The organism is Enterobacter sp. PTB, assembly GCF_051130085.1.
Taxonomy (GTDB): domain Bacteria; phylum Pseudomonadota; class Gammaproteobacteria; order Enterobacterales; family Enterobacteriaceae; genus Enterobacter; species Enterobacter ludwigii.
In genome coordinates this window covers 96810-123245 of the sequence record NZ_JBDKEE010000009.1, presented here as the reverse complement: position 1 = coordinate 123245, position 26436 = coordinate 96810, and the positions used below count along the sequence as shown (strand labels likewise).

The following is a 26436-nucleotide window of genomic DNA, read 5'->3' as shown; positions in this document are numbered from 1 at the left end:
TAACTCCTTTTTTATCATCTTTGGAATACGCACACTCCGTGCGCAGGCCCGTGCCAGACAGCCATTACTACCGGATTATCCGCTCCGGCAAATGGGGGAACAGCGCGCCATTCCCCGCCAGGTAAAACAATCTCAGCGACGTCATCCGTCGCGTTCAGCGTGACCAGCCACCTCTCCGAAAGCAGGATTTGCAGGCGTGGTACGCCGTGTTGCCACTCTTGCGCGCTTAAGGGTTGCGCGTCTTGATTCAGCCAGCGGACATTACCGTCGCCCTCTTCCCACCAGCGATCGGCGGTGAGCGCGGGAATTTGCTGGCGAAGATGGATCAGCGCAGCGGTAAAGTGAATCAACCCGCTGTTCGCTTCACCCCAGTCGAGCCAGGTCAACGTGTTGTCCTGGCAATACGCATTGTTGTTACCATGCTGACTGTGACCATGTTCATCGCCTGCCAGCAGCATCGGCGTGCCCTGCGACAATAACAGCGTTGTCAGCAGCGCATGCACGCTGGCGCGTCGCCGCTCGATAACATCAAGGCTTCCGCCTAACCCTTCTATACCATGATTGAAGCTATGGTTATTGTTAGTGCCATCGCGATTCTCCTCGCCGTTCGCTTCATTGTGTTTCTGATTGAAACAAACGCAGTCCCGGAGCGTAAAACCGTCGTGCGCCGTCAGCAGGTTGATCGTCGCAGACGGTCGTTTGCCATCGCGCTTAAAAAGATCGCTGGACCCGGCAAAGCGTCCGGCGAACTCCCCCAGCGACAGATTCCGTTCCAGCCAGAAGCGGCGCGCGGCATCGCGATAGTGATCGTTCCACTCGGCAAACAGGGGCGGGAAATTCCCGACCTGATAACCCCCTTCACCGATGTCCCACGGCTCGGCAATGAGCTTCACCTGTGACAGCACCGGACAATTTTTGATCGCTTCAAACAGCGGCGCCTGCTGGCTGAAGGCCGGCGTACGCCCCATAACGGGTGCCAGATCAAAACGAAAACCGTCGACGTGGAACGTGTCCACCCAGTACTTCAGGCATTCATACGCGAAATGCATGACCGCCGGGTGGCTGAGATTGAGCGTGTTACCGCAACCGGTCCAGTTGAAGTAATCGCCATCGTCCCTGATCCAATAATAGCTACGGTTATCAATTCCGCGCATGGAGAGCGTCGGTCCATCGAGATCGCTTTCCGCACTGTGGTTCAGTACCACGTCCAGAATGACCTCAATACCTGCCGCATGAAGCGCCTTTACCGCATCACGAAACTCGTCCCGCGCCTTGTCCGGATGAGTGGCATAGCGGGGTTCGAGCGCAAACATCGCCAGCGGGTTGTAGCCCCAGTAGTTACTGAGCCCCAGCCGCTGCAGACGAGGTTCACTGGCAAAATGCGCGACGGGCAACAGCTCCAGGGCCGTGATCCCGAGGTGCTTGAGGTAGGCAATCATGGTCGGATGACCGAGCGCCTTGTAGGTGCCGCGCATCTCTTTCGGGATTGACGGATGCAGATACGTCAGCCCTTTAACATGCGCCTCGTAGATAACGGTGTTGCCCCACGGCGTGCGCGGCGGGGCATCGTCTTCCCAGTCGTAGAGATCGTTCACCACCACGCTTTTAGGCGCCACGGGGGCGCTGTCGCGGTGGTCGGGTTCACCGTAGCCGACATGGAAAATAGGGTCGTCTTTAAACTCGCCATCCACGCGGTGCGCACACGGATCGATCAGCAGCTTCGCCGGGTTAAACCAGTGCCCCTGCGCAGGTGCCCACGGGCCGTGTACGCGATAGCCGTAGTGCATTCCTGGCCGTCCCCCGGCCAGGTAGCCGTGCCAGGTATCTCCTGTGCGAGACGGCAGGTCGTAACGATGTTCATTACCCTCGCCGTCAAATACGCACAGTTCAACCCGCTCCGCATGGGCAGAAAAGAGCGTGAAATTCACCCCCTTTCCATCAAAACGTGCCCCGAGCGGTTCGGGTTTACCTGCCGTAAGCTGGGTCATTCCCCCTCCCGGATCAGCCAGATGGTGCTGAGCGGCGGTAGCGTAAGGCTCAGGGAATTCGGTCGCCCGTGGCTTTCAATGGCATCGCTTTGCACCAGACCACCGTTACCGGCATTGCTGCCGTGGTAGTGCGTGGAATCGGTATTCAGGATTTCACGCCACTTGCCGGCCTGGTTAATCCCGAAGCGATAATGATGGCGCGGTACAGGGGTAAAGTTGCTGGCGACGATAATTTCGTTGCCGGCTTTATCCCGTCGCACAAAGACAAACACCGAGCGCTCATGGTCATCCACCACCAGCCACTCGAAACCGTACGGGTCAAAATCAAGCTCATGCAGGGCTTTGTGGTGACGGTAGGTCAGGTTAAGGTCCCGCACCAGACGCTGTACGCCGTGGTGCCAGTTGTCGCCCCCTTCCAGCAGATGCCAGTCGAGGCTGGTGTCGTGGTTCCACTCGCGCCCCTGGGCGAACTCATTGCCCATAAACAGCAGTTTTTTACCCGGGAAGGCGAACATCCAGCCGTAGTAGGCGCGCAGGTTGGCGAACTTCTGCCATGCATCGCCCGGCATGCGGTCGAGAATGGATTTTTTGCCATGCACCACTTCGTCATGCGACAGCGGCAGCATGAAGTTCTCGGTGTAGTTGTAGAGCAGCCCGAAGGTGAGTTTGTCATGGTGATACTGGCGGTAGACGGGATCCAGCTTCATGTAGTCGAGCGTGTCGTGCATCCACCCCAGGTTCCATTTGTACCAGAACCCCAGTCCGCCGGTTGACGGTGGACGGGAGACGCCAGGGAAGTCGGTGGACTCTTCCGCCATCGTCACCGCACCGTCTACCTGCTCGCCGATAATACGGTTGGTGTTGCGCAGAAACTCAATCGCTTCCAGGTTTTCACGGCCGCCATACTCGTTCGGGATCCACTCGCCTTCTTTGCGGCTGTAGTCGCGGTAGATCATCGACGCCACGGCATCAACGCGCAGGGCATCAATGCCAAAGCGCTCAATCCAGTACAGCGCATTGCCCACGAGGTAGTTTGCCACTTCACGACGACCGTAGTTGTAGATCAGCGTGTTCCAGTCCTGGTGATAGCCTTCGCGCGGGTCGCTGTGCTCGTACAGCTTAGTGCCGTCAAACTCTGAAAGACTAAAATCATCGGACGGGAAATGGCCCGGCACCCAGTCGAGGATCACGTTTAACCCGGCGGCGTGCGCGGCATTGATAAAATAGCGGAAGTCATCGCGCGTGCCGAAGCGACGCGTCGGGGCATACATCCCGGTCGGCTGATAACCCCAGCTTCCGTCGAACGGGTGTTCATTAATTGGCAGCAGCTCAAGGTGGGTAAAGCCCATCCATTTCGCGTACGGAACCAGCTGGTCGGCAAGCTCCCGGTAGCTGAGCCAGAAGTTGTTATCGGTATGGCGACGCCAGGAACCGAGATGCACTTCGTAGACGGAGATTGGCGCATCAAAGCGGTTGGCCTGCTTGCGTTCTTCACTCTGGACAACTTTTTCCGGCAGGCCGCAAATCATTGACGCGGTTTCCGGACGCATCTGTGCTTCGAAGGCGTACGGGTCGGACTTAATACGCAGCTTGCCGTGCGCATCGATCATCTCGAATTTATACAGCTGGCCGTTGTGCGCGCCGGGGATAAACAGCTCCCAGATACCGCTTTCGCGGCGCAGACGCATCGGGTGACGACGGCCATCCCAGTAGTTGAACTGGCCAACAACGGAGACTCGCTGGGCGTTAGGCGCCCACACGGCAAACCGCGTGCCGGTGATGCCATCCATCGTATCGGCATGGGCACCCAGCGTTTCATAAGGTCGCAGGTGGGTACCCTCAGACAGCAGCCACGCGTCCATCTCCTGTAAAAGAGGCCCAAAGCTGTAGGGATCATCGATGAGATTTTGCTGACCATGCCAGATAACGGCAAGCTGATAACGAAAAGGGTTTTTACGACGGGGCATTACGCCCGAAAAGAAGCCACGAGAATCGAGGCATTCCAGATTGCCGACCTTGCGGCCGGTTTTGGGTTCGATAACCCACACTTCTGTGGCATCCGGTAACAGTGCCCGGACTTCCAGCCCGGCCTCGGTACGGTGCATCCCCAGTACGGAAAAGGGGTCGGCAAAATGACCCGCAATAAGCGCATTAATCACGTCTCTATCCACACGATCGGACATGGTATTCATCCTGTTTTTTATGTCGTCCTTTTTTAGCGCCTGGGACGACTTTAATGTGACCTGAACGGGCATCCTCTCAGCCCCGTCCTAACCTCAGGTAAGAAATAACTCTTCCTTAAAGCATAGCCAACGCTCTAAATGACTCCTGATAAAAAATAAGACATATGCGTTTTACTCCATGTAGTACGCGGAAAAGGGGGTGAAAATCACCCCCGGGGTTTAACAAATTATTACGCCAGCTGGCGCAGCATGCGACGCAGCGGCTCGGCTGCGCCCCACAGAAGCTGGTCGCCGACGGTGAATGCAGAAAGGAACTCCGGCCCCATGTTCAGCTTACGCAGACGACCAACCGGGGTGGTCAGCGTGCCGGTGACGGCAGCCGGGGTCAATTCACGCATGGTGATGTCGCGATCGTTTGGAACCACTTTCGCCCACGGGTTGTGTGCAGCCAGCAGCTCTTCCACGGTCGGAATCGACACATCTTTTTTCAGTTTAATCGTGAAGGCCTGGCTGTGGCAGCGCAGCGCGCCGATACGTACGCACAGACCGTCAACTGGAATGGTGTTCGCGGTATTGAGTATTTTGTTGGTCTCAGCCTGACCTTTCCACTCTTCGCGGGTCTGGCCGTTATCCAGCTGTTTGTCGATCCACGGGATCAGACCACCGGCCAGCGGTACACCAAAGTTATCCACCGGCAGCTCGCCGCTGCGGGTCAGCTCGGTGACTTTACGCTCGATATCGAGAATAGCGGAGGCCGGGTTTGCCAGCTCGGTTGCAACGCTGTGGTGCAACTGGCCCATCTGCGTCAGCAGCTCGCGCATATGACGCGCACCGCCGCCGGACGCGGCCTGGTAAGTCGCCACGGAGACCCACTCCACCAGGTCCTGCGCGAACAGGCCGCCGAGGGACATCAGCATCAGGCTGACGGTGCAGTTACCGCCGACAAAGGTTTTTACGCCGTTGTTCAGGCCGTCGGTGATGACGTCCTGGTTGACCGGGTCGAGAATGATGATGGCATCGTCTTTCATGCGCAGTGAAGACGCCGCATCAATCCAGTAACCCTGCCAGCCGCTTTCACGCAGCTTTGGATAAATTTCGTTGGTATAATCGCCGCCCTGGCAAGTGACAATAATGTCGAGTGCCTTCAGCGCTTCCAGATCGAAAGCATCCTGCAACGTACCGGTGCTGCCGCCAAAAGAAGGTGCAGCCTGGCCGAGCTGGGAAGTGGAGAAGAAGACCGGGCGGATGGCGTCAAAATCGCGCTCTTCAACCATGCGTTGCATGAGAACAGAGCCGACCATACCGCGCCAGCCGATAAAACCAACGTTTTTCATAGCATTTTTTTCCTGCAGAGGGTGTGTGCTGATTGTGCAAACCAGTATTCAACTGGGATATGCTTCACATTACAAAATGCTGCCAAAGTCGCAAGCGAAATTAATCGATGATGGCCCGCCAATCAGAAATAGCGCTAATCATCATAATAACCATAGAGAGTTTCAGGGATAATTTTAATGAGTGAAATCATATCCGCGGCGGTTTTATTGATCCTGATAATGGATCCTCTGGGCAACCTGCCTATCTTCATGTCGGTGCTGAAGCACACCGAACCCAAACGCCGTCGGGCGATCATGATCCGCGAGCTGCTTATCGCGCTGCTGGTGATGTTCATCTTCCTGTTTGCCGGTGAGAAAATCCTCGCCTTCCTGAATCTGCGTGCCGAAACGGTTTCGATTTCCGGTGGGATTATCCTGTTCCTGATAGCGATTAAGATGATTTTCCCGAGTGCCGAAGGCAGCAGCAGCGGCCTGCCCGCGGGGGAAGAGCCGTTTATTGTGCCGCTGGCGATTCCCCTTGTCGCCGGACCGACGATTCTGGCAACGCTGATGCTGCTGTCGCATCAGTACCCTAATCAGATGAGCCATCTGGTGATTGCCTTGCTGATTGCCTGGGGCGGGACGTTTATCATTTTGCTGCAGTCGTCGTTGTTCCTGCGCCTGCTGGGTGAGAAAGGCGTAAACGCACTGGAGCGCCTGATGGGGTTAATTCTGGTGATGATGGCGACGCAGATGTTCCTGGACGGGATCCGCGCGTGGATGAAGGGCTAGGTAAAAACAAAAAAGGACAACTCACGTTGTCCTTTTGCTTTTAGCCGGGTTTAACTCAGCAACGTAAACGCAATCATCCCGACAATGGCACCCGTCGTGCCGAGGATGGTTTCCATCAGCGTCCAGGTTTTCAGGGTTTGCGCTTCGGTCGCACCGGTAAATTTACCGAACAGCCAGAAGCCGGCGTCGTTGACGTGTGACACCACAATCGAACCGCCCGCAATACAGATTGAGAGCGCGGCCATCTGGGCACCGGAGTAGTTAAGCTGTTCAATCACCGGCATCACCAGACCCACGGCGGTTAAACATGCCACCGTCGCAGAGCCCTGGATGATACGCACCGCCGCAGCCAGTACGAAACAGGTCACCGCAATGGGCAGCCCCATGCCGGTCAGGGCTTCGCCCAGCGCCGGACCCACGCCGGAATCCACCAGCACCTGTTTGAACACGCCACCGGCACCGATCACCAGCAGAATGATACCCGCCGGCTGCAGCGCATGGCCGCAGATTTCCATCACTTTGTCTTTTGGCATGCCCTGACGCATCGCCAGGCCGTACATCGCCACCAGACACGCCACCAGGATCGCCGTGAACGGGTGGCCGATAAACTCAAACCATTCGTACGCGGTAGACCCTACCGGCACGAAACGCGCGGCGATGGTTTTCAGCCCCACCAGCACCAGCGGCAGCAGGATCAGCGCCAGGCTGAAGCCGAAGGACGGCATTTTGCCTTCGCCAAGGTGTGGCTCGGTGACGTCATCCGGAATGTGAAGCTCAACGTAACGGCTGATGAAGTTGCCCCACAGCGGGCCGGCAATAATCATTCCCGGGATCGCTGCACACAGACCAATCAGGATCATCCAGCCAAAATCGGCGTGCATCTGAGAAGCCAACAGCATCGGCGCAGGCCCAGGCAGCAGGAAGGCCGCCGCTGCCGCCACGCCCGCAAACAGCGGAATCACCAGCTTCACGAGGTTAGTGCCGGTATGGCGCGCCATCGAGAACGCCACGCTAATCAGCAGCACCACGGCCACTTCGAAGAACAGCGGCAGCGCACAAATCAGACCGGCGAGGCCAATCGCGTAGTGCGCACGGCTGTGTCCGAAGGATTTGAGCATTTTGACGGCAATCTGGTCGACTGCGCCCGTCTCATGCAGGATCTTGCCAAACATCGCGCCCAGCGCGACCACAATGGCCAGGAAACCCAGCGTGCCTCCCATCCCTTTTTCCATCGTCGCTGCGATCTTATCGAGCGGCATACCGGAAAAGAGACCTGCACCAATAGACACCACCATTAAGGCAACGAAAGCATGCATACGCGCTTTCATCACTAAAAACAGCAGCAGCAATACGGAACCAACTGCTGTTAAAACTAGCGTTAATGTACTCAAAACTTACTGCCTTTTATTAATGACCTCGATGGTGCTGGCAACAACACCCTCCAGTGACTGATCGATATCAACCACTAAGACGTCTTTCTCATCGTCACCCGGCTCCTGCAACGCTTCGAACTGCGTCACCAGCATCTGGGTTTTGAAGAAGTGGCCTTTACGCGCCTTCAGACGGCTCTCAATCACCTCGAAATCGCCTTTCAGGTAGATGAAAGAGAGGTTCGGGTTGCCGTCACGCAGCAGGTCGCGGTAGGTTTTTTTCAGCGCGGAGCAGACGATCAGGGAGACCTTGTTGGTACGCTGCATCGCGAACGCGGCGTCATTCAGCGCCTGCAACCACGGTTTGCGGTCGTCATCGTTCAGCGGCTCGCCGGAGGCCATTTTCATGATATTGCTGCGCGGATGGAGGAAGTCGCCATCAAGAAACGCCGCATGAAGTTGATGCGCCACTTCGCTGGCCACGGCAGATTTACCGCTACCGGAAACGCCCATCAGGACGTAAACGTGGTGATCATGATTAGTCGTGCTCAAAGGGTGTCCCTCAGTCAATTGTTACGGGTAACAGTTATCGGTAACATTGTCCTGCCGGGGCAAAAGAGAAGCAATATCCAAACGTGCGCGAAGTGAATAAGTGTGACCCACTTCAAATTTGTCAGCTTAAATAGATCCACCCGGTGACAAGGTGAAACCTAAATCTAACATTTTCGGCGTCACCGTCTCGCCACGTATGCGCGCCAGCAGGCGTTCTGCGCCAATACGGCCCATACGTTCACGCGGTGTCAGGACGCTCGCCAGACGGGGTTCCATCACCTGGCCGATGTCGTGGCCGTGGAAACCGGCAATCGCCATGTCTTCGGGGATCTTCAGCCCCAGACGCTGGCATTCGAACGCTGCACCGACCGCAAGGTCATCGTTGGTACAGAAAATACCGTCCAGTTGCGGATACTCGCGTCGTGCCTGACGCATCAGCTCAATACCCGACGTATAGGATGAGGACTGCTCAACCATCACGCTGTACGGTGTTAAACCGGCGTCGAGCATTGCCTGCTCGTATCCCTTCTGTTTGATGATAGTACGTTCATCCAGACGTGCACCCAGGTAGGCAATATGGCGATGGCCGCGGGCAATGATAGCCGCCGTCATCTGGCGCGCCGCTTCGAAGTTATCAAAGCCCACCGCAATATCGAGACACGGCGACTGGCTGTCCATCAGCTCCACCACCGGAATGCCTGCCACTTCAATCATTTTTAGCGTACGGGGGGTGTGAGTACGTTCGGTTAAAATCAGGCCGTCGATGTTCCAGGAGAGCATGGACTCAAGACGTTCTTCTTCCAGTTCCGGCTTGTACCCATAGTGAGCGAGCATGGTCTGATAGCCAAAGGCATCGGTCACGCTTTCAATGCCGCGCAACACCTCGGCAAAAACCTGGTTGGTTAAGGAAGGCAGGAGGACGCCAACCGCGCGGCTGGTCGCATTCGAAAGAATATCGGGGGCGCGGTTAGGGATATACCCCAGTTCATCGAGGGCAGCGGCAATCTTGCCACGCAACGCCACGGAAACCTGTTCCGGGTTACGTAAAAACCGGCTGACCGTCATTTTGGTCACACCGACGCGATCGGCTACATCCTGAAGTACGGGGCGTTTCTTTTTCATCGTCCTGAGAAATCGTAAGTGATAGATTTGCTCAGTTTATCACGGACAAAGCCCATCCTTCCCCTGTCAAAGGGAAGGATGGGCATTTATTTATGATTTATTACACCGGTGGCAGATCAAACAGCAGAATTTCGCTTTCACTGTCGGCATGCACGGACAGTGCCTGCTCATCCCAGATTGCCAGACCATCCGCCGTGGTAGCTTTCGTGCCGTTAATAGACACCTCGCCTTTCACCACCTGGATCCAGACGCGGCGGTTAGCGGCAATCTGATGGACAGACTGTTCGTCTTTTGCCAGCGCCCAGCGGTACAGTTCCATATCCTGATGCACTTTCAGCGAACCGTCACGCGCATCCGGAGAGAGCACCAGCTGTTTGCCCTGTTTAGCATCAAAGCGGCGCTGTTCGTAGCGCGGGGTGATGCCGGTTTCTTCCGGAATGATCCAGATTTGATACAGGTGCAGTTTTTCCGTTTTGCTTGGGTTGTATTCAGAGTGACGCACCCCGGTACCCGCACTCATAATCTGGAACTCGCCCGCCGGAACCTGCTCTTTGTTGCCCATGCTGTCCTGGTGCTCAACCGCCCCTTCCAGCACATACGTCAGGATTTCCATGTCTTTGTGCGGGTGGGTACCGAAGCCCTGGCCTGCATCAATCACGTCATCGTTAATGACGCGCAGTGCGGAGAAGCCCATAAAGTTCGGGTCGTAGTAGTCAGCAAACGAGAATGAATGCCATGAGTCCAGCCAGCCATGATTCGCGTGACCACGTTCGTTTGCTTTGCGTAAGTAGATCATTGTTTCACCCTCAGTTCGTTTCGATGGAGTAAGTGTGGACGCAAACGGCCTGGGATCATAGAGGGTGAAAATTGACTCCTCTGTTCAAAAATTTAGAACAAGCAAAGAGGAGTCATAATTTCTTATCTGGCGAGGGTTATCGTGGCAGGAGAGGCCTGTTCGAAGGCCCGTTCAAGGAGTTCGAGATTGGTCATAACTTCAGATTCCTTGACGTAATTGGGCGCACCGATAGTCAGGGTCTCATACAGCGCATCGTAAACGCGGCCATAGTCACCCGCTTCGGGTTTCACGTCCTCTTTAACGGTGATGCCCTCTGCGTTGACGTACTCCAGCACGCCCACGGAGTCATCCGCCGCAAACCCCGGGTCGCCGGGCATAATGTTCGCCTTCAGGCTGGTCTCCTGCTGGTCGATACCGTACTTGATAAACGAGCCTCTGGTGCCATGCACAATAAATTTCGGGTAGTCAATTTTCACCAGATGGCTGGTTTTGACGATGGCTTTCAGGTCGCCGTAAAACAGCTGGGCTTCGAAGGTGTCATCCGGATTGGCTTTGTTGCGCAGGCTGCGGATGTCGTACGCCATGTGGTCCGGTCGGCCAAACAGAGAGATGATTTGATCGAGCGTATGCACGCCCAGACCATAGAATGAGCCATCCTGCGGCAGGCCGGGATGCGTTTCGGCCACCGGGCGGTAGTAATCAAAGTGGCTTTCAATCTCGACGATGTCACCCAGTTTACCGCTCTCAATCACTTTTTTTGCCGTCAGGAAGCAGCTGTCAAAGCGGCGGTTTTGGTACGGCGTGACGGTCAGCCCTTTGCGCTTCGCCAGGTCAAACAACGTTTTCGCCTCTGCCATTGTCGGGGTAAACGGCTTTTCCACCAGCACGTTTTTGCCCGCCTCAAGCGCGCGTTTTGCGTACTCGAAATGGCTGTCAGCGTGGGTACAGACAATCACCAGTTTGACCTGCGGATCGTTGAAGACCTCATCAAGATCGCAGGTGAATTGAATATGGGAGTACTGGGGAGACTGCTCTTCCGGCTTCGCGCGACGCCGGTAGATATGGGCAACGTGCCAGCTGTCTTTGCGGTTGAGAACATACGGAAGGTGGTAACGCGTGGTGCTTTTGCCAAATCCAATAAATGCGCAATGTAATGTCATGGCTCAGTCCTTTTTAAGGTTACTGAGTGCAACCATAGCGCAAGTTTTGCCCTCACCCCAGCCCTCTTGCACGGGGAGCGGGCGAAAAAAGACAAAAAAAAGCCAGCGAAAAGCTGGCTAAAGTAATACTGGAAGCAATGTGAGCAATGTCGTGCTTTCAGGTTCCCGTAGGGGTCTTCCTGAACGCAGAGCAATAATAATCATTCTCATTCGCACTTGTCCAATCTTTTTTGCAAAAATTAGCAGTTGACTCAAATTTTAATCTCACTGATGTTGGAATGGACGTTTAACTGATTGAGGATGAAGGAATGAGTGAGATTGTGATACGCCATATCGAAGCCCGCGATGCAGAAGCGCTACGTGACATTATGTCGCATCCTGGGGTGTATCACGACACGCTACAACTTCCCCATCCCTCAATGGATATGTGGCATGACCGGGTCGCGACGAAACCGGGAAGACGGCATCTCGTCGCCTGTCTTGACCAGCGAGTGGTTGGCCATATGGCACTCGATGTGATGGAAAATCCCCGCCGCAGCCACGTTGCAACGTTCGGCATTAGCGTGGCCGCTGATGTACAGGGACGCGGTGTGGGTCATGCGCTCATGCGCGAAATGGTCAATCTCTGCGACAACTGGTTGCGCATTGAACGCATTGAGCTCACGGTTTTTGCGGATAACCCTGCGGCACTTGCGCTGTATAAGAAGTTTGGGTTTGAAATCGAAGGGACCGGCAGGAACTTCGCCCTGCGTAACGGCGACTATGTGGACGCGTATTACATGGCGCGGCTGAAGTGATAAATTGCCCGGTAGCGCGACGCTTATCGGGCAATAAAATCAGAACCCCGCCGTCAAATCATCCACCGAACGCGGATCCGAGGCCCCAAACAGCGTGCCGTCCGGGCCGACCATAATGCTCTGGGTGCTGCCCATTGCCTCTTTCAGCGCCACCTTCTGTCCGCGCTGCTCCAGCAGCTTGATGGTATCCGGGCTAAAGCCCTTCTCAACACGCAGCTCATCCGGCAGCCACTGGTGGTGGAAGCGCGGCGCGTTGGTCGCTTCGGCGACGTTCATCCCGAAATCGATACTGTTCACCACCATCTGCAGCACCGTGGTGATAATACGGCTGCCGCAAGGGCTGCCTGTCACCAGCCAGGTTTTACCGTCTTTGACCACGATGGTAGGCGACATGGACGACAGCGGACGCTTCTTCGGCCCGACCGCATTTGCATCCCCACCCACCAGCCCGTAGACGTTCGGCACGCCCGGTTTGGCCGAGAAGTCATCCATCTCGTTATTGAGCAGAATCCCGCTGTTGCCTGCCACGATGCCTGTACCAAAGGTGGTGTTGAGGGTATAGGTCACCGCCACCGCGTTACCGTCTTTATCCACCACCGAGAAGTGGGTGGTCTGGTTGCTCTCATACGGTGCCAGCTTGCCCGGGCGGATCTCGCTCGACGGTTTGGCCTTGTTGATGTCAATCTCATCAGCAATCGATTTGGCATAGGCTTTATTGGTCAGCGCCTGCCACGGCACCTTCACGAAGTCCGGGTCGCCCAGGTATTCTGAACGGTCGGCGTAGGCGCGTTTTTCCGCCTCTGCCATCACCTGCATGGCATCCGCACTGCCGAAGCCGAACTTGTGCATATCGAAGTTTTCAAGAATGTTGAGGATCTGCACGATGTGAATGCCGCCGGAAGACGGAGGCGGCATCGAGAAAACGTCATAGCCGCGATAGCTTCCGTGAATCGGCTCACGCTCGACGGCCTTGTACTCCGCGAGATCCGCTTTGGTGATAAGCCCACCGTTCTTTTGCATCTCTTCGGCAATCTGGTCGGCAATCGCCCCTTTGTAGAACGCATCCGGGCCGTGCTCCGCGATCAGCTCCAGACTTTTCGCCAGGTTCTTTTGCACCAGCTTATCGCCCTTCTTCAGCGGTTCGCCGTCTTTCCAGAAGATAGCCTTGCTGTTTTCGTGATTCGGAATCACTTCGCTGCCATAGGTTTTAAGATCGTCAGCCAGGGCGTCATTCACCACAAAACCTTCGCGGGCGAGCTTAATCGCAGGCTGTACCACTTTGTTGAGCGGCAGGGTGCCATATTTTTCCAGCGCCAGGGAGAAGCCTGCGACGGTGCCCGGCGTACCGGAGGCGAGATGCGAGGTCAGGGATTTTTTGCTGTCCGGGTTGCCTTGATCGTCAAGGAACATATCGCGGGAAGCCTGTCCGGGGGCCATCTCACGGAAGTCGATGGCGGTGGTTTTGCCGTCTTTGGTCCGCAGCATCATAAAGCCGCCGCCGCCCAGGTTCCCCGCCTGCGGATGCGTCACCGCCAGCGCATAGCCCACCGCGACTGCCGCATCCACCGCATTACCGCCCTGACGGAGAATATCGACGCCCACTTTCGTTGCCAGCGCATCCACCGACGCCACCATACCCTGCGTTGCCCGCACGGGATGAAAAACATCTTCCTCCACGCCGTACGAGACTGGCGGAGCCGCTGGCGGGTTGGCCGCCACGCTAAATGTGCCGCCTGCCATCAGCGCGGCGATCGCTATCCAGCGCAAAAACGTTGGTTTCATCATTATTGTTCTCCAGGTGAAGAGGGCCATATTCCCCGCTTAAGCCTGGTTCACAACTCCTAAAAAATCATCGTCATGGTGAAATCAGGGTAAACTTAAGAGAAGCCTCAAAAGAAGGAGATGACAATGAAACGCTTACTGATTCTTACGGCGCTGCTTCCGTTTGCCGCGCTCGCACAGCCACTCAATACGATGAACAACCCGAACCAGCAGGGCTACGTCATTCCAAGCCAGCAGCGTATGCAAACGGAGATGATGAGCCAGCAGCAACAGCAGAAAGGGATGCTAAACCAGCAGTTGAAAACGCAGACCCAGATGCAGCAGCAAAGCCTGCAAAACCAGATGAACACCAACACCCAGCGCATACAGCAGGGTCAGGTGCGTGAGCAGCCGCTGCCTAACCCGAACGGCGGAATGCTGGGCGGCATGACCTCGTCGGGCAGCGGACAGCAGCATATGCTGCCGTCCCAGTCACCGTCGAATGGCGGGATGCTTAATTCTTCGCAGAACTAAAGTTCGGGCCGATCACGTCAATCGCATCGGTGCAGATGCTGTCCACCCCCCAGCGCAGCAGCTCCGCCGCGCGCTGAGGTTTGTTGACGGTATAGACCAGAATATGCAGCCCTGCCTCTTTCAACACGTTTACCCGTGCCTCATCCAGCAGCGCGTGGTTCAGGTGAATCGACACACACCCTAAACGGCTGGTCAGCTCACGCCAGTCATCACGCCACGTGTCGAGTAGCAGTCCGCGCGGCAACGCCGGAACGGACGCCTGCGCCGCCTCCAGGGCATCAATGTCAAACGACGACAGCAGGGGTGGCGTCATGCCCTCCCACAGCTCACGCGCGGCCAGCGCAATGACTTTACCTGTGAGCGGCCCGGTGCCGGTGGTTGGTTTGATTTCGATATTGGCCATCATGCCATGCAGGCGACAGCGGTCGGCCACTTCCGCCAGCAGAGGCAGCGGCTCGCCTTTGAACGCGCTGCTGTACCAGCTTCCGGCGTCGACGTTCAGCAGATCGCGCCACGGCAGGTCTCCCGCTACGCCCCAGCCATTGCTGGTGCGTTCGAGGTTGTCATCATGCAGAAGGAAAATCTCGCCGTCTTTCGATAGCTTGGCGTCGAACTCGATCATCGTGTGACCGTAATGCGCGCCCATATCGATAGCCGCCAGCGTGTTTTCCGGCGCCAGTTTACCGCCGCCCCGGTGGGCGACGATGTGGGGATAAGGCCAGTTACTCATATACGTTGTCCTGTTTCACCGTCGAATACGTGCAGGTGATTTTCCGGCAGATGCAGCCACAGTGTGCTGCCTGCTTTAGGGCGCTCCTGATGGGCCAGACGCACCACCATTTTTTGTTCACCCCAACGTCCGTGCGCCAGGTTGTCAGCCCCCAGCATCTCCAGCGTGTCCATGACCAGCGGCACGCCGCCTTCCGCCTGTGAGGTTAACCCAATATGTTCCGGGCGGATACCGAGCGTCATCTTACGCCCGGCATAGCCACGATAGTACCCGTTTACGGGCAGCGCCATCCCACTTTCCAGCTCAAAGTGCGTACCGGCGCTGCTGATCCGTCCTTCCAGCAGGTTCATCGCCGGGCTGCCAATAAAGCTCGCCACAAAGCGGGAGGCCGGTTTCTCGTATACCTCTACCGGGGTGCCAATCTGCTCGGCGACGCCTTTGTTCATCACCATCACGCGCTGAGCGAGGGTCATCGCTTCCACCTGATCGTGCGTCACATACAGGGAGGTGGTTTTCAGACGACGGTGCAGTTGCTGCAGCTCAAGGCGCATCTGCACGCGCAGCTTGGCATCAAGGTTTGAGAGCGGCTCGTCGAACAGGAACACCGCAGGGTCACGCACAATGGCGCGCCCCATCGCCACGCGCTGGCGCTGTCCGCCGGACAGTTCACGCGGACGGCGCTTGAGCAGGCCATCCAGCTCCAGAATACGCGCCGCCTCTTTCACGCGCTCATCGATATGGCTTTTGCCCATCCCGCGGATTTTCAGCCCCCATGCCATGTTCTCTTCCACGCTCATGTGCGGATAAAGGGCGTAGTTCTGAAACACCATCGCGATGCCCCGGTCCTTCGGCTCCATCTCGGTCACGCGCTGGCGATCGATCCATATATCGCCGCTGGTCACACGTTCAAGCCCGGCAACCATACGCAGCAGCGTCGATTTGCCGCAGCCTGACGGGCCAACCATCACGATAAACTCCCCGTCCGCCACGTCGAGCGTTAACGGCTGAATGACCTGGGTTTTGTTGTCCCAGCTTTTGGTCACTGCCTGTAATTTTAAACCTGCCATCTTATTTCTCACTGTCCACTAAACCACGCACGAACGCACGTTGCATGGCTAAAACGATAACGACCGGGGGGATAAGGGTGAGCAGCATCGCCGCCATCACCTGATTCCAGAGCGTGGTGCCTTCACCGGTGGCGATCATGCCTTTGATGCCCGCCACGGCGGTGCCAAGATTGACGTCCTGAATAATCAGCAGCGGCCACAGATACTGGTTCCAGCCGTAGATAAAGGTGATGACAAACAGCGCCGCAAGGTTGGTTTTCGACAGCGGCAGCACGATGTCACGGAAGAAGCGCATCGGCGAGGCACCGTCAATACGCGCGGCCTCAATCAGCTCGTCCGGCAGGGTCATAAAGAACTGGCGGAACAGGAAGGTGGCGGTGGCCGAGGCCATCAGCGGCAGGGTTAAACCTGCGTAGCTGTCCAGCATCTTCAGGTTGGCGATCACTTCCACCGTCGGGAAGATACGCACTTCGACCGGCAGCATCAGGGTGATGAAGATCATCCAGAAGAACAGGTTACGCAGGGGAAAGCGGAACCAGACGATGGCGAAGGCCGAGAGCATCGACACCGTGATTTTGCCCACCGTAATACCGAACGCCATGATGAAGCTGTTCAGCATCATCAGCCAGAATGGCGCGCTGTTAGCGCCCACGCCCTGGGTCCAGATGGTTTTCATGTTTTCGAAAAGATGCCCGCCTGGGATCAACGTCATCGGCGTATCAAACACCGCTTTGGTGTCCAGCGTGGCGGCAACGAAGGCCACATACAGCGGGAACAGAATGACGATGATGCCCAAAATCAGCATGGTGTGGCTGAACATCGTCAGCCCGCGACGGTTCTCGATCATTGGTAGCGCACCTTACTTTCGACATAACGGAACTGCACTACCGTGAGAAGGATGACGAGGAACATCAACACGACCGACTGGGCGGCGGATGCCGAGAGATCCAGACCGGCAAAGCCTTCGCGATAGATCTTATAGATAAGCGTCGTCGTGGCCTGCACCGGGCCACCGGCCGTGGCGGCGTCGATCACCGGGAAGGTGTCGAAGAAGGCGTAAACCAGGTTGACCACCAGCAGGAAGAAACTCACCGGGGCAATCAGCGGCAGTGACAGCCTAAAGAAACGACGGACCGGCCCTGCACCATCAATCGCCGCGGCTTCAACCAGCGAGCGCGGAATAGACTGCAGCGCAGCAAAGAAGAACAGGAAGTTGTAGCTGATCTGTTTCCACACCGACGCGAAGACCACCAGGAACATCGCCTGACCGCTGTTCTGGGCGTGGTTCCAGTCGTAGCCGAACTCCGCCAGGAAATGGGTAATCAGCCCGCGCCCTGGGTTAAACAGGAAGATCCACAGCACGGCGGCGACGGCAGGCGCCACGGCGTAAGGTAGCAGCATCAGCGTCTGATACAGACGGCTGCCGCGCACCACGTAATCCACCAGCGCCGCGAAAAAGAGCGATGCGACAAGGCCGCTAACAGTGACCATCGCGCTGAACTTCATGGTCGTCCAGAAGGCGTCGAGGTAATAGCTGTCATGGAACAGCGCGGTAAAGTTGTCCAGCCCGACAAACTGGCTGGAAAGCCCAAACGGATCGACGCTTTGTACCGAGTACCAGAGCGCCTCGCCCGCAGGCCAGATAAAGAAGATAACGGTGATGACCAGCTGCGGCGCGACCAGCAAATACGGCAGCCAGCGCGAACGGAACACCGGACGGGATGAGGACATAGTTTAGCTCAGCGTAGGTAGCCCTCACCCCAGCCCTTCCCGAAGGGAGAGGGACAGGATGAGGGTAAAATGATTAAGACTTTGTTGATTGCTCAAAGCGGCGCAGCAGCTGATTACCGCGCTCTACCGCAGAATCCAGCGCCTGCTGTGGGGTTTTCTTCCCGGTCCACACGCTTTCCAGCTCTTCATCTACGATGGTACGGATCTGCGGCATGTTCCCCAGACGCAGGCCTTTGGTGAACGGCAATGGCGGCTTGTTGAGCATCTGACGCGTCGCGATATCCGCGCCCGGGTTTTTGCTGTAGAAGCCCTGCTCGCGGGTCAGGTCATACGCGGCCGTGGTGATAGGCAGGTAGCCGGTTTTCTGATGCCATTCGGCGGCATTCTCTGGCTTCGCCAGGAAGTCGAGGAACTCGGCCACGCCCTTGTAGGTGCCCTTGTCTTTGCCCTGCATGACCCACAGGCTCGCCCCACCGATGATGGCGTTCTGCGGTGCACCTTTCACGTCAGCGTCGTAAGGCATCATGCCTACGCCGTAGTTGAATTTTGCGTAATGACGGATATCCGCCAGAGAGCCGGAAGAGGCGGTCGTAATCGCGCAGTCACCGTTGTAGAACTTCTCGGTGGATTCGTCTTTACGCCCGAAGTAGCTGAAATCGCCCTTCTTGTTGAGATCGGCAAGCAGAGCGATGTGCTTCACCTGCTCTGGCTTGTTGAACTCCAGTACCGCGTCGGTGCCGTCGAAGCCGTTGTTTTTGGTGGCCACCGGCAAGCCGTGCCAGGCGCTGAAGTTTTCAATCTGGATCCAGCCCTGCCAGCCGCTGGCGTAGCCGCACTTCATCCCCGCCGCTTTCAGCTTAGCGGTGTACGCCGCCAGATCCTGCCAGGTTTTTGGCGGTTGTTCCGGATCTAAACCGGCTTTCTTGAAGGCGTCTTTGTTGTAGTACAGCACCGGCGTGGAGCTGTTAAACGGCTGAGACAGCAGATGACCGGTTTTGGAATCGGTGTAGTAACCCGCCACGGTCGGCACGAATTGCGATTCGTCGAAGTTGATACCTGCGTCTTTAAACACTTCGTAGACCGGTTTAATGGCTTTAGAGGCCATCATGGTCGCAGTACCGACTTCGTAAACCTGAAGCAGCGCAGGTGCATTACCGGTACGGAAAGCGGCAATGCCCGCGCTCAGGCTCTGCTCGTAGTTACCTTTGTACACCGGCACAATTTTGTAATCCGGATGGGTGTCGTTGAAACGCTGCGCCAGGGAGTCAACTTCTTTACCCAACTCCCCTTCCATGGAATGCCAGAACGGAATGGTGGTGACAGCCATTGCGTTCGCCGCAAAAGTCAGCCCCATTGCCAGACCCAAAGCTGTGTGTCGTAACGATGTCATTGTCATCTCTCTTATTGTGCCGGATGCGCGATATCACGCGTTTTTATGCTCGCGAGGTAACATGACATGCTCGAATGACAGAAAAATAACTGTTTCTTTACAGTGAGATGACAACAAAACGTCAGGCGGATGATGGTTGTGTGAAGGCGGTTGGGGTAAGTTCGGTGCGGTCTGGTGCCCTGCATGAAAAAAGGCAACTGACGTTGCCTTTTTGCTTTTGCTTTTATCTAGCCGCCGAGATAGGCGCTTCGCACCGCTTCGTTTGCCAGCAGCGCGTCGCCTGTATCGGAGAGCACCACGTGGCCGTTTTCCAGCACGTAGCCGCGGTCGGCGAGCTTCAGCGCCTGGTTGGCGTTCTGCTCGACGAGGAAGATGGTCATCCCCTCTTTACGCAGCTGTTCGATGGTGTCGAAGATTTGCTGAATGATGATCGGCGCAAGACCGAGCGACGGTTCATCCAGCAGCAGCAAACGCGGCTGGCTCATCAGCGCGCGGCCAATCGCCAGCATCTGCTGTTCACCACCAGACATCGTGCCGGCCCGCTGAATACGGCGCTCCCACAAACGTGGAAACAGCTCATAGACCCATTTGATGCGGGACTGGTACTGGTCGCGGTCAGCAAAGAAGCCGCCCATCGCGAGGTTCTCTTCCACCGTCATTCGTGAGAAGACGCGACGCCCTTCCGGGACAATCGCTACCGCTTCACGCATGATTCTGGCGGTTTGCCAGTCGGTAATATCTTTGCCATCAAAGACAATCCGCCCGCTGGTGGCGCGCGGGTCGCCGCACAGGGTGCCGAGCAGCGTGGTTTTACCCGCACCGTTCGCGCCAATCAGGGTGACGATTTCGCCCTGATTGATATGCAGGCTGACGTCGTGCAGCGCCTGTATCTTGCCGTAGTGAGCATTAACCTTGTCGAACGTTAACATCGCTTTTTCCATCTTATGCCTCACCCAGGTATGCACGGATCACGTCCGGGTTGTTGCGGATCTCTTCCGGCGTCCCGTTTGCCAGCGGCGTGCCCTGGTTTACCACGTAGATACGGTCAGAAATGCCCATCACCAGCTTCATATCATGCTCAATCAGCAGGATGGTGGTGTCATGATGATCGCGCAGTTCGGCAATCAACTCGTCCAGCTCTTTGGTCTCTTTCGGGTTAAGCCCTGCCGCCGGTTCATCGAGCATCAGGATTTCTGGCTGCGTCACCATGCAGCGCACGATCTCCAGACGGCGCTGGTCACCGTAGGCCAGGTTGCTGGCCTGACGGTTCGCATGCTGCAGCAGGCCGATACGGTCGAGCCAGGTGGCGGCGCGGTCGAGCGCTTCATCCTGAGCACGGCGGAAGGCCGGGGTTTTCAGCAGGCCAGAGAAAAGGCCGGTTTTGAGCTGCAGGTGTTGCGCCACCAGCAGGTTCTCTATCACCGTCATCTCGCGGAACAGACGCACGTGCTGGAAGGTACGCACCACCCCCATGCGGGCAATCTGCTGGCCCGGAAGCCCTTCCAGATGCTGGTCGCGCAGCTTGATGGTGCCACCCGTCGGCTTGTAGAAACCGGTCAGGCAGTTAAAGACCGTGGTTTTCCCCGCGCCGTTAGGGCCAATCAGGGAGACAATCTCTTTCTTGTGCAGATCCAGATTCACGTTGTTGACGGCCAGCAGGCCGCCAAAACGCATCATCAGGCCGTTAACGGATAATAATGGCTGGCTCATGCCTGCTCTCCTTTCGCTTGCCCGTTTTTCAGCTTCAGCTGTGGACGGGTCATCGGCAGCAAGCCCTGCGGACGCCAGATCATCATCAGCACCATCAAACCACCCAGCATAAGCATGCTGTATTCGTTAAAGTCACGCATCAGCTCACGGGAGACCACCAGCAGAATGGCCGCCAGGATAACGGCAAACTGCGAGCCCATACCGCCGAGCACCACAATCGCCAGCACAAAGGCAGATTCAGCAAAGGTAAACGATTCGGGGCTGACAAAGCCCTGACGCGCGGCAAACAGCGTACCGGCAAAACCGGCAAACGCGGCGCTGATGGTAAACGCGGTCAGCTTGATGCGGGTCGGGTTGAGGCCCAGTGAACGGCAGGCGATTTCATCTTCACGCAGCGCTTCCCACGCACGGCCCAGCGGCATACGCAGCAGACGGTTAATCACAAACAGGGTAAGCACCACCAGCAGCAGCGCCACCAGGTAGAGCCAAATCACCCGGTCGGACGGATCGTACTTCACGCCAAAGAAGTTGCTGAAAGTATCCCAGCCCCCTTCGCGAGCCGTACGGCTGAACTCCAGACCAAAGAAGGTCGGTTTCGGGATCTGGCTGATCCCGTTCGGGCCGCCGGTCACTTCGGTGTTGTTAAGCAGCAGGATACGCACGATTTCGCCGAAGCCTAAAGTCACAATCGCCAGATAGTCACCGCGCAGGCGTAAGACCGGGAAGCCCAGCAGGAAGCCCGCCGCGGCGGAGACCAGGCCCGCCAGCGGCAGACAGGTCCAGAAGCCGAGACCGTAATAGTGGTTCAGCAGCGCGAAGGTATAGGCCCCGATGGCGTAGAAACCACCGTAGCCCAGCACCAGCAGGCCAGACAGCCCCACCACTACGTTCAGGCCCAGACCGAGGATCACGTAGATCATGGTCAGGGTCGCGATATCGACCGTACCGCGAGAGACCACAAACGGCCACGCCACCGCAGCCACCAGCAGCGCCACGAAGAACAGCTTCTGCTTAACGGTTGAGCCGTCGAGAGCCGGCAGAACGAATTTCGGACCGGAGACACTTTTCAGCGTCTTCTGGAACACAGGACGCAGCATCTGGAACAGAAACACAACCGCGGTGCCAATGAATATCCACTGCCAGCGAATGTCGGCGGCGGTATCCACCACCAGTTTTGTGCCGTCCAGCTCTAACTGGACGCCCATAAAGACGCCTGCCAGCACGAAGAACATGGCGGCTGAGAGGAGCGCCATTGCGAAATGCATCGGTTTCATACTTTCTCTACCTCCGGACGACCCAGAATACCGGTAGGCATTACCAGCAGAACCAGAATCAGCAGGGCAAACGACACCACATCTTTATATTCCGTACTCAGATACGCGGAGGAGAGCGCTTCGGCCACGCCCAGGATCAGGCCGCCAATCATCGCGCCAGGAATACTGCCGATACCGCCCAGGACCGCCGCGGTGAAAGCTTTCATCCCGGCCATAAAGCCGATGTACGGGTTGATAACGCCGTAGAACTGCCCCAGCAGGACACCCGCGACCGCCGCCATCGCTGCCCCAATCACAAAGGTCAGGGCGATAACGCGGTCGGTGTTGATGCCAAGCAGGCTCGCCATCTTCAGATCTTCAGCGCAGGCACGGCAGGCGCGTCCCATACGCGAGTAGCGGATAAAGACCGTCAGGGCGAGCATTGCAACGAAGGTCACCACCCAGATCACCAGCTGCATGGTGGTGATAGAGGCAGAGAAGTTCTCGCTGGCACCGACCACCCACTGACCGTTGAACAGGCTTGGCAGCGCCACGTCGCGCGAGCCTTCCGTCAGGCTGACGTAGTTTTGCAGGAAGATCGACATCCCGATGGCGGAGATCAGCGCAATCAGGCGTTTGGAGCTACGCACCGGCCGGTACGCCACGCGTTCAATGCTCCAGCCATAGGCGCTGGCAATCACAATCGCGCCGACAAACCCGGCGGCGACCAGCAGCCAGCTGCTGTCGATACCCATCATCATCAGGGCGGCGATAATCATAAAGGAGACATAGCTACCGATCATGTAGACCTCGCCGTGGGCGAAGTTAATCATGCCGATAATGCCGTAAACCATCGTGTAGCCGATGGCGATCAGCGCGTAGGTGCTTCCCAGCGTGACGCCGTTAAACATCTGCTGCAGGAAATAGAGAAACTGCTCGGACATATGCAAACCTTTTTATACCCGCCCGGCGGTCCGGGCGGTGGGATAATTATTTGGCGACCGAGGACGAACCGTCGGCGTGCCACTTAAAGACACCAAACTCAAATCCCTTCAGATCGCCTTTCTCATCCCAGTTCAGCGGCCCAATCACGGTGTTCGCCCCGTGTGCTTTTAAATCTTTCACCAGATCCAGCGGTTCTTTGCTGCCGGTGCGATCCAGCGCGGTTGCCAGAGACTGCACCGCCGCGTAGGTGATCCAGACGTACGGACCACTTGGATCTTTCTTCTGCGCCTTGAGCGCGTCTACGATAGCCTTGTTCGCAGGATCCTGGTCATAGCGTTTTGGCATCGTCACCAGCATGCCTTCGCCTGCGTCCCCGGCGATGTTCGACAGGGAGGCGTTACCGACGCCTTCTGGCCCCATAAACTGGGTTTTCAGCCCGACCGAACGCGCCTGACGCAGCATCTGACCCATTTCCGGGTAGTAGCCGCCGTAGTAAACAAAATCGATATTCTCTTTTTGCAGACGGGCGATCAGCGCGGAGAAATCTTTCTCGCCAGCGGTGATGCCATCAAAGAAGACGATATTCGCGCCGCCTTTTTTCAGCCCGTCCTGAACGGAACGCGCCAGGCCTTCGCCGTACTGCTGTTTGTCATGAATAATGGCGATGCGCGTCGGCTTGACGGTGTCGAGGATGTATCGGGCGGCGGTTGGTCCCTGAGACGAGTCCAGACCGGCAGTACGCATGATGTGCTGATAACCGCGCTGAGTCAGTTCAGGGTTGGTTGCGCCCGGGGTAATCATCAGAATGCCTTCGTCTTCGTAGATATCAGACGCAGGCTGGGTGGACGACGAGCACAGGTGGCCAATCACGTACTGGATGCCATCGTTCACGATTTTGTTAGCGACCGCGACGGCCTGTTTGGGATCGCAGGCGTCGTCATATTCCACGCCAACCAGCTTGTCGCCTTTGATGCCGCCTTTGGCGTTGATGTCTTTGATTGCCTGGCGAGCACCGTTGAACTCCATGTCCCCCCACTGGGCAACAGGACCGGACATCGCACCCACTACAGCAACCTTAATATCTTCCGCCATGGCTGCATGCGAAATCGCCAATGCAACCATCCCCGCGAGTAACGTCTTCGCGTTCCTTTTCATCTCTGAATCCCCATTCGTGATGTCGTGTATATATTTTGTTTTATTATGGTTAAAAAGCATTCTGTACTTTTAATGCACAACGCTATTTTTACCAGCGCCTTTAATGGTTTAGCGCAGTTTTTTCATAAAAACCAGACTAAAATCTCTATTTTTCAGGCGATTAAGCAAAGATAATATTCTGAAACAAGGCAGAGATAAACAAATAAAATTGCAGTTTGCAGCATAAAATAACGGTACAAAGCGCCGAATAATTCACTGCCATTCAGGTTAAAATTCTGCTTATTTTTCGATCCATGTGTTTTCAAACTGCCCTTCGCGCTGCCAAAAAACTAATCACCTGGTGAGCCGGGATAAAAAGAGGAAGCCGCTGAGGGAATAAATTGAGTACACTGCCCCTACTCAATTTGATTTGGACAAGCAGCTAATGAAACTGACTATCGTGCGTCTGGTGACCTTTAGCGACCAGGATCATATCGACCTGGGCAAGATCTGGCCGGAATATTCCCCTTCGTCGCTCCGTGTCGATGAGACACACCGCATCTACGCCGCGCGCTTTAACGAGCGTCTGCTCGCCGCGGTTCGCGTGACGCTGAGCGGCACCGAAGGGGCGCTGGACTCACTGCGCGTACGTGACGTGACCCGTCGTCGCGGTGTGGGGCAGTATTTAATTGAAGAGATAATCCGTGAAAACCCGAACGTTACCTCCTGGTGGATGGCCGACGTGGGCGTGGAAGACCGCGGCGTGATGGCGGCGTTTATGCAGGCGTTAGGGTTTACGGCGCAGGAAAACGGGTGGGAGAAACGTCAGGTTTGCTGAATGCCGCCTGATGCCCTCCCCCCGCCCCTCTCCCACAGGAGAGGGAGCAAATACTAAAACGGCAACCGAAAGGTTGCCGTTTGCTTTTATTTGGCGTCGGTCGCCGTTCCGTTAGCATGCCAGTCAAACACGCCGAACTCGAAGCCTTTCAGATCGCCCTTCGCATCCCAGGAAAGCGGACCCATCACGGTATCGACAGAGTGGGCTTTCAGCCAGGTGGCAATCTCAGCCGGATCGGCTGACTGGTTCAGACCCGCCTGCAGAGACTGCAGCGCAGCGTAGGTGGTCCAGACAAACGCGCCGCTTGGATCCTGTTTCTTCGCCTTGATGGCATCTACGATCGGTTTGTTCGCAGGCACCTGGTCGTAGTTCTTAGGTTTGGTCACCAGCAGGCCTTCAGCAGACTCACCGGCGATGTTAGACAGGGAAACGTTCGCAACCCCTTCCGGACCCATAAACTGGGTTTTCAGGCCGGCCGCACGTGCCTGACGCAGGATCTGGCCCATTTCAGGGTGATAGCCACCGTAGTAAACGAAATCAATGTTCTCTTTCTTCAGACGCGCCACCAGAGTGGAGAAGTCTTTCTCACCGGCGGTGATACCGTCGAAGAAGACCACATTGGCATTGCCTTTCTTCAGACCATCCTGCACGGCACGCGCCAGACCTTCACCATACTGCTGTTTGTCGTGAACAATCGCGATACGCTTCGGCTTCACGTTGTCCAGAATGTATTTTGCCGCGGTTGGGCCCTGGTCTGAATCCAGACCGGTGGTACGCAGGGTCAGCTTATAGCCACGTGCGGTCAGCTCCGGCGCCGTTGCAGCCGGGGTGATCATCAGAATGCCTTCGTCTTCGTAGATATCAGACGCGGGCTGCGTGGAAGAGGAGCACAGGTGACCGATAACGTATTTGATTCCGTCGTTCACCACTTTGTTCGCCACGGCAACCGCTTGTTTCGGGTCACAGGCATCATCATATTTTACGATCTGCAGTTTTTCGCCCTTGATGCCGCCCTTAGCATTAATGTCTGCAACCGCCTGTTCTGCGCCGGTAAATTCCTGGTCGCCGTACTGTGCTACCGGACCGGACATCGCGCCCACGACAGCCACTTTAATATCGGCCTGTGCCATCGTGCTGAATGCCAACGCAATACATCCTGCCAGTAACGCTTTACCCTTCATATTCATCCTGAGATTCCCCATTATTATGGTTATTACGATTGTCGTGATGTTGTTGTGTAGCGCTTTATTTCAGTTATAGGTATGACAGT

Annotated in this window: 24 protein-coding genes; 4 read left to right on the top strand and 20 right to left on the bottom strand. The window is 56.5% G+C overall.

Annotation, left to right across the window (positions count from 1 at the left end; all coding sequences use genetic code 11):
• Positions 1–14 precede the first annotated feature (14 nt).
• The 3 genes from glgX to asd form a co-directional block, all read right to left on the bottom strand.
• Positions 15–1988, bottom strand: coding sequence for a glycogen debranching protein GlgX (glgX, locus tag AAIR21_RS13445; RefSeq protein ID WP_183516890.1), 1974 nt, complete (start codon positions 1986–1988; stop codon positions 15–17).
• The gene (glgB, locus tag AAIR21_RS13440) at positions 1985–4171 is read right to left on the bottom strand and encodes a 1,4-alpha-glucan branching enzyme (protein ID WP_047954779.1); all 2187 of its coding nucleotides are present in this window, start codon (positions 4169–4171) and stop codon (positions 1985–1987) included. The genes glgX and glgB overlap by 4 nt, the downstream gene beginning before the upstream one ends.
• 230 nt (positions 4172–4401) lie before the next feature.
• Positions 4402–5505, bottom strand: a complete 1104-nt coding sequence (gene asd / locus AAIR21_RS13435; RefSeq protein WP_014171986.1) for an aspartate-semialdehyde dehydrogenase — start codon at positions 5503–5505, stop codon at positions 4402–4404.
• Positions 5506–5682: 177 nt separating this feature from the next.
• Between asd and yhgN the strand changes: the two genes are divergently transcribed.
• A complete protein-coding gene (gene yhgN / locus AAIR21_RS13430; RefSeq protein ID WP_003861574.1) occupies positions 5683–6276 on the top strand; it encodes an NAAT family transporter YhgN in 594 nt (197 codons plus the stop codon).
• Between the two features lie 50 nt (positions 6277–6326).
• Here yhgN and gntU read toward each other — a convergent pair whose 3' ends face one another.
• The 5 genes from gntU to AAIR21_RS13405 all read right to left on the bottom strand — a co-directional run bounded on the left by gntU (position 6327) and on the right by AAIR21_RS13405 (position 11276).
• Entirely contained in the window at positions 6327–7667 is a 1341-nt protein-coding gene (gene gntU / locus AAIR21_RS13425) for a gluconate transporter (protein WP_014171987.1), read from the bottom strand.
• 3 nt (positions 7668–7670) lie between these two features.
• Positions 7671–8198 (bottom strand): gluconokinase, encoded by a 528-nt coding sequence (gene gntK, locus AAIR21_RS13420; protein ID WP_020884556.1) that lies wholly within the window; start codon positions 8196–8198, stop codon positions 7671–7673.
• A gap of 126 nt (positions 8199–8324) precedes the next feature.
• A complete protein-coding gene (gene gntR, locus AAIR21_RS13415) occupies positions 8325–9320 on the bottom strand; it encodes a gluconate operon transcriptional repressor GntR (protein WP_014171989.1) in 996 nt (331 codons plus the stop codon).
• Between the two features lie 100 nt (positions 9321–9420).
• On the bottom strand, positions 9421–10116 hold the full coding sequence (locus tag AAIR21_RS13410; protein ID WP_014171990.1) for a pirin family protein: 696 nt from the start codon (positions 10114–10116) through the stop codon (positions 9421–9423).
• 122 nt (positions 10117–10238) lie between these two features.
• Positions 10239–11276 (bottom strand): oxidoreductase, encoded by a 1038-nt coding sequence (locus AAIR21_RS13405; protein ID WP_183516889.1) that lies wholly within the window; start codon positions 11274–11276, stop codon positions 10239–10241.
• 308 nt (positions 11277–11584) lie between these two features.
• Here AAIR21_RS13405 and yhhY point away from each other — a divergent pair, with 308 nt between their 5' ends.
• On the top strand, positions 11585–12073 hold the full coding sequence (gene yhhY, locus AAIR21_RS13400) for an N-acetyltransferase (RefSeq protein WP_044866036.1): 489 nt from the start codon (positions 11585–11587) through the stop codon (positions 12071–12073).
• 39 nt (positions 12074–12112) lie between these two features.
• On the opposite strand, the gene ggt is transcribed toward yhhY, so the two are convergent.
• Positions 12113–13855, bottom strand: coding sequence for a gamma-glutamyltransferase (gene ggt / locus AAIR21_RS13395; protein WP_410380044.1), 1743 nt, complete (start codon positions 13853–13855; stop codon positions 12113–12115).
• 126 nt (positions 13856–13981) lie between these two features.
• Here ggt and AAIR21_RS13390 point away from each other — a divergent pair, with 126 nt between their 5' ends.
• Positions 13982–14368 (top strand): DUF2756 family protein, encoded by a 387-nt coding sequence (locus tag AAIR21_RS13390; RefSeq protein ID WP_020884553.1) that lies wholly within the window; start codon positions 13982–13984, stop codon positions 14366–14368.
• Here AAIR21_RS13390 and ugpQ read toward each other — a convergent pair.
• From ugpQ to livK, 10 genes are all read right to left on the bottom strand, one after another.
• Positions 14349–15098, bottom strand: a complete 750-nt coding sequence (ugpQ, locus tag AAIR21_RS13385; protein WP_183516887.1) for a glycerophosphodiester phosphodiesterase — start codon at positions 15096–15098, stop codon at positions 14349–14351. The two genes, AAIR21_RS13390 and ugpQ, sit on opposite strands and share 20 nt — an antisense overlap.
• Positions 15095–16165 carry a sn-glycerol-3-phosphate import ATP-binding protein UgpC gene (locus AAIR21_RS13380; protein ID WP_020884551.1) on the bottom strand — a complete coding sequence of 357 codons (1071 nt, stop codon included), beginning with the start codon at positions 16163–16165 and terminating at the stop codon, positions 15095–15097. Before AAIR21_RS13380 ends, ugpQ begins: the two co-directional genes overlap by 4 nt.
• Position 16166: 1 nt before the next feature.
• Complete coding sequence (gene ugpE / locus AAIR21_RS13375; protein ID WP_014171997.1) at positions 16167–17012, bottom strand: sn-glycerol-3-phosphate ABC transporter permease UgpE; 846 nt, start codon at positions 17010–17012, stop codon at positions 16167–16169.
• Complete coding sequence (ugpA, locus tag AAIR21_RS13370; protein WP_183516886.1) at positions 17009–17896, bottom strand: sn-glycerol-3-phosphate ABC transporter permease UgpA; 888 nt, start codon at positions 17894–17896, stop codon at positions 17009–17011. The genes ugpE and ugpA overlap by 4 nt, the downstream gene beginning before the upstream one ends.
• 73 nt (positions 17897–17969) lie before the next feature.
• Positions 17970–19286, bottom strand: a complete 1317-nt coding sequence (gene ugpB / locus AAIR21_RS13365) for a sn-glycerol-3-phosphate ABC transporter substrate-binding protein UgpB (protein WP_032679132.1) — start codon at positions 19284–19286, stop codon at positions 17970–17972.
• A gap of 227 nt (positions 19287–19513) precedes the next feature.
• Complete coding sequence (gene livF / locus AAIR21_RS13360) at positions 19514–20227, bottom strand: high-affinity branched-chain amino acid ABC transporter ATP-binding protein LivF (protein WP_020884549.1); 714 nt, start codon at positions 20225–20227, stop codon at positions 19514–19516.
• Between the two features lies 1 nt (position 20228).
• Positions 20229–20996: a high-affinity branched-chain amino acid ABC transporter ATP-binding protein LivG gene (livG, locus tag AAIR21_RS13355; RefSeq protein WP_014172002.1), complete on the bottom strand. Its 768-nt coding sequence runs from the start codon at positions 20994–20996 to the stop codon at positions 20229–20231.
• Positions 20993–22270 (bottom strand): branched chain amino acid ABC transporter permease LivM, encoded by a 1278-nt coding sequence (gene livM, locus AAIR21_RS13350; protein WP_014172003.1) that lies wholly within the window; start codon positions 22268–22270, stop codon positions 20993–20995. Before livM ends, livG begins: the two co-directional genes overlap by 4 nt.
• Positions 22267–23193 carry a high-affinity branched-chain amino acid ABC transporter permease LivH gene (gene livH, locus AAIR21_RS13345; RefSeq protein WP_020884547.1) on the bottom strand — a complete coding sequence of 309 codons (927 nt, stop codon included), beginning with the start codon at positions 23191–23193 and terminating at the stop codon, positions 22267–22269. The genes livM and livH overlap by 4 nt, the downstream gene beginning before the upstream one ends.
• A 46-nt stretch (positions 23194–23239) precedes the next feature.
• Positions 23240–24349, bottom strand: coding sequence for a high-affinity branched-chain amino acid ABC transporter substrate-binding protein LivK (gene livK / locus AAIR21_RS13340; RefSeq protein ID WP_049022901.1), 1110 nt, complete (start codon positions 24347–24349; stop codon positions 23240–23242).
• Between the two features lie 424 nt (positions 24350–24773).
• On the opposite strand from livK, the gene panM reads away from it, so the two are divergent.
• Complete coding sequence (panM, locus tag AAIR21_RS13335; RefSeq protein ID WP_020884545.1) at positions 24774–25166, top strand: aspartate 1-decarboxylase autocleavage activator PanM; 393 nt, start codon at positions 24774–24776, stop codon at positions 25164–25166.
• Between the two features lie 86 nt (positions 25167–25252).
• Here the strand turns inward: panM and livJ are convergent, their stop codons facing one another.
• Positions 25253–26353 carry a branched chain amino acid ABC transporter substrate-binding protein LivJ gene (gene livJ, locus AAIR21_RS13330; RefSeq protein ID WP_074148115.1) on the bottom strand — a complete coding sequence of 367 codons (1101 nt, stop codon included), beginning with the start codon at positions 26351–26353 and terminating at the stop codon, positions 25253–25255.
• Positions 26354–26436 lie beyond the last annotated feature (83 nt).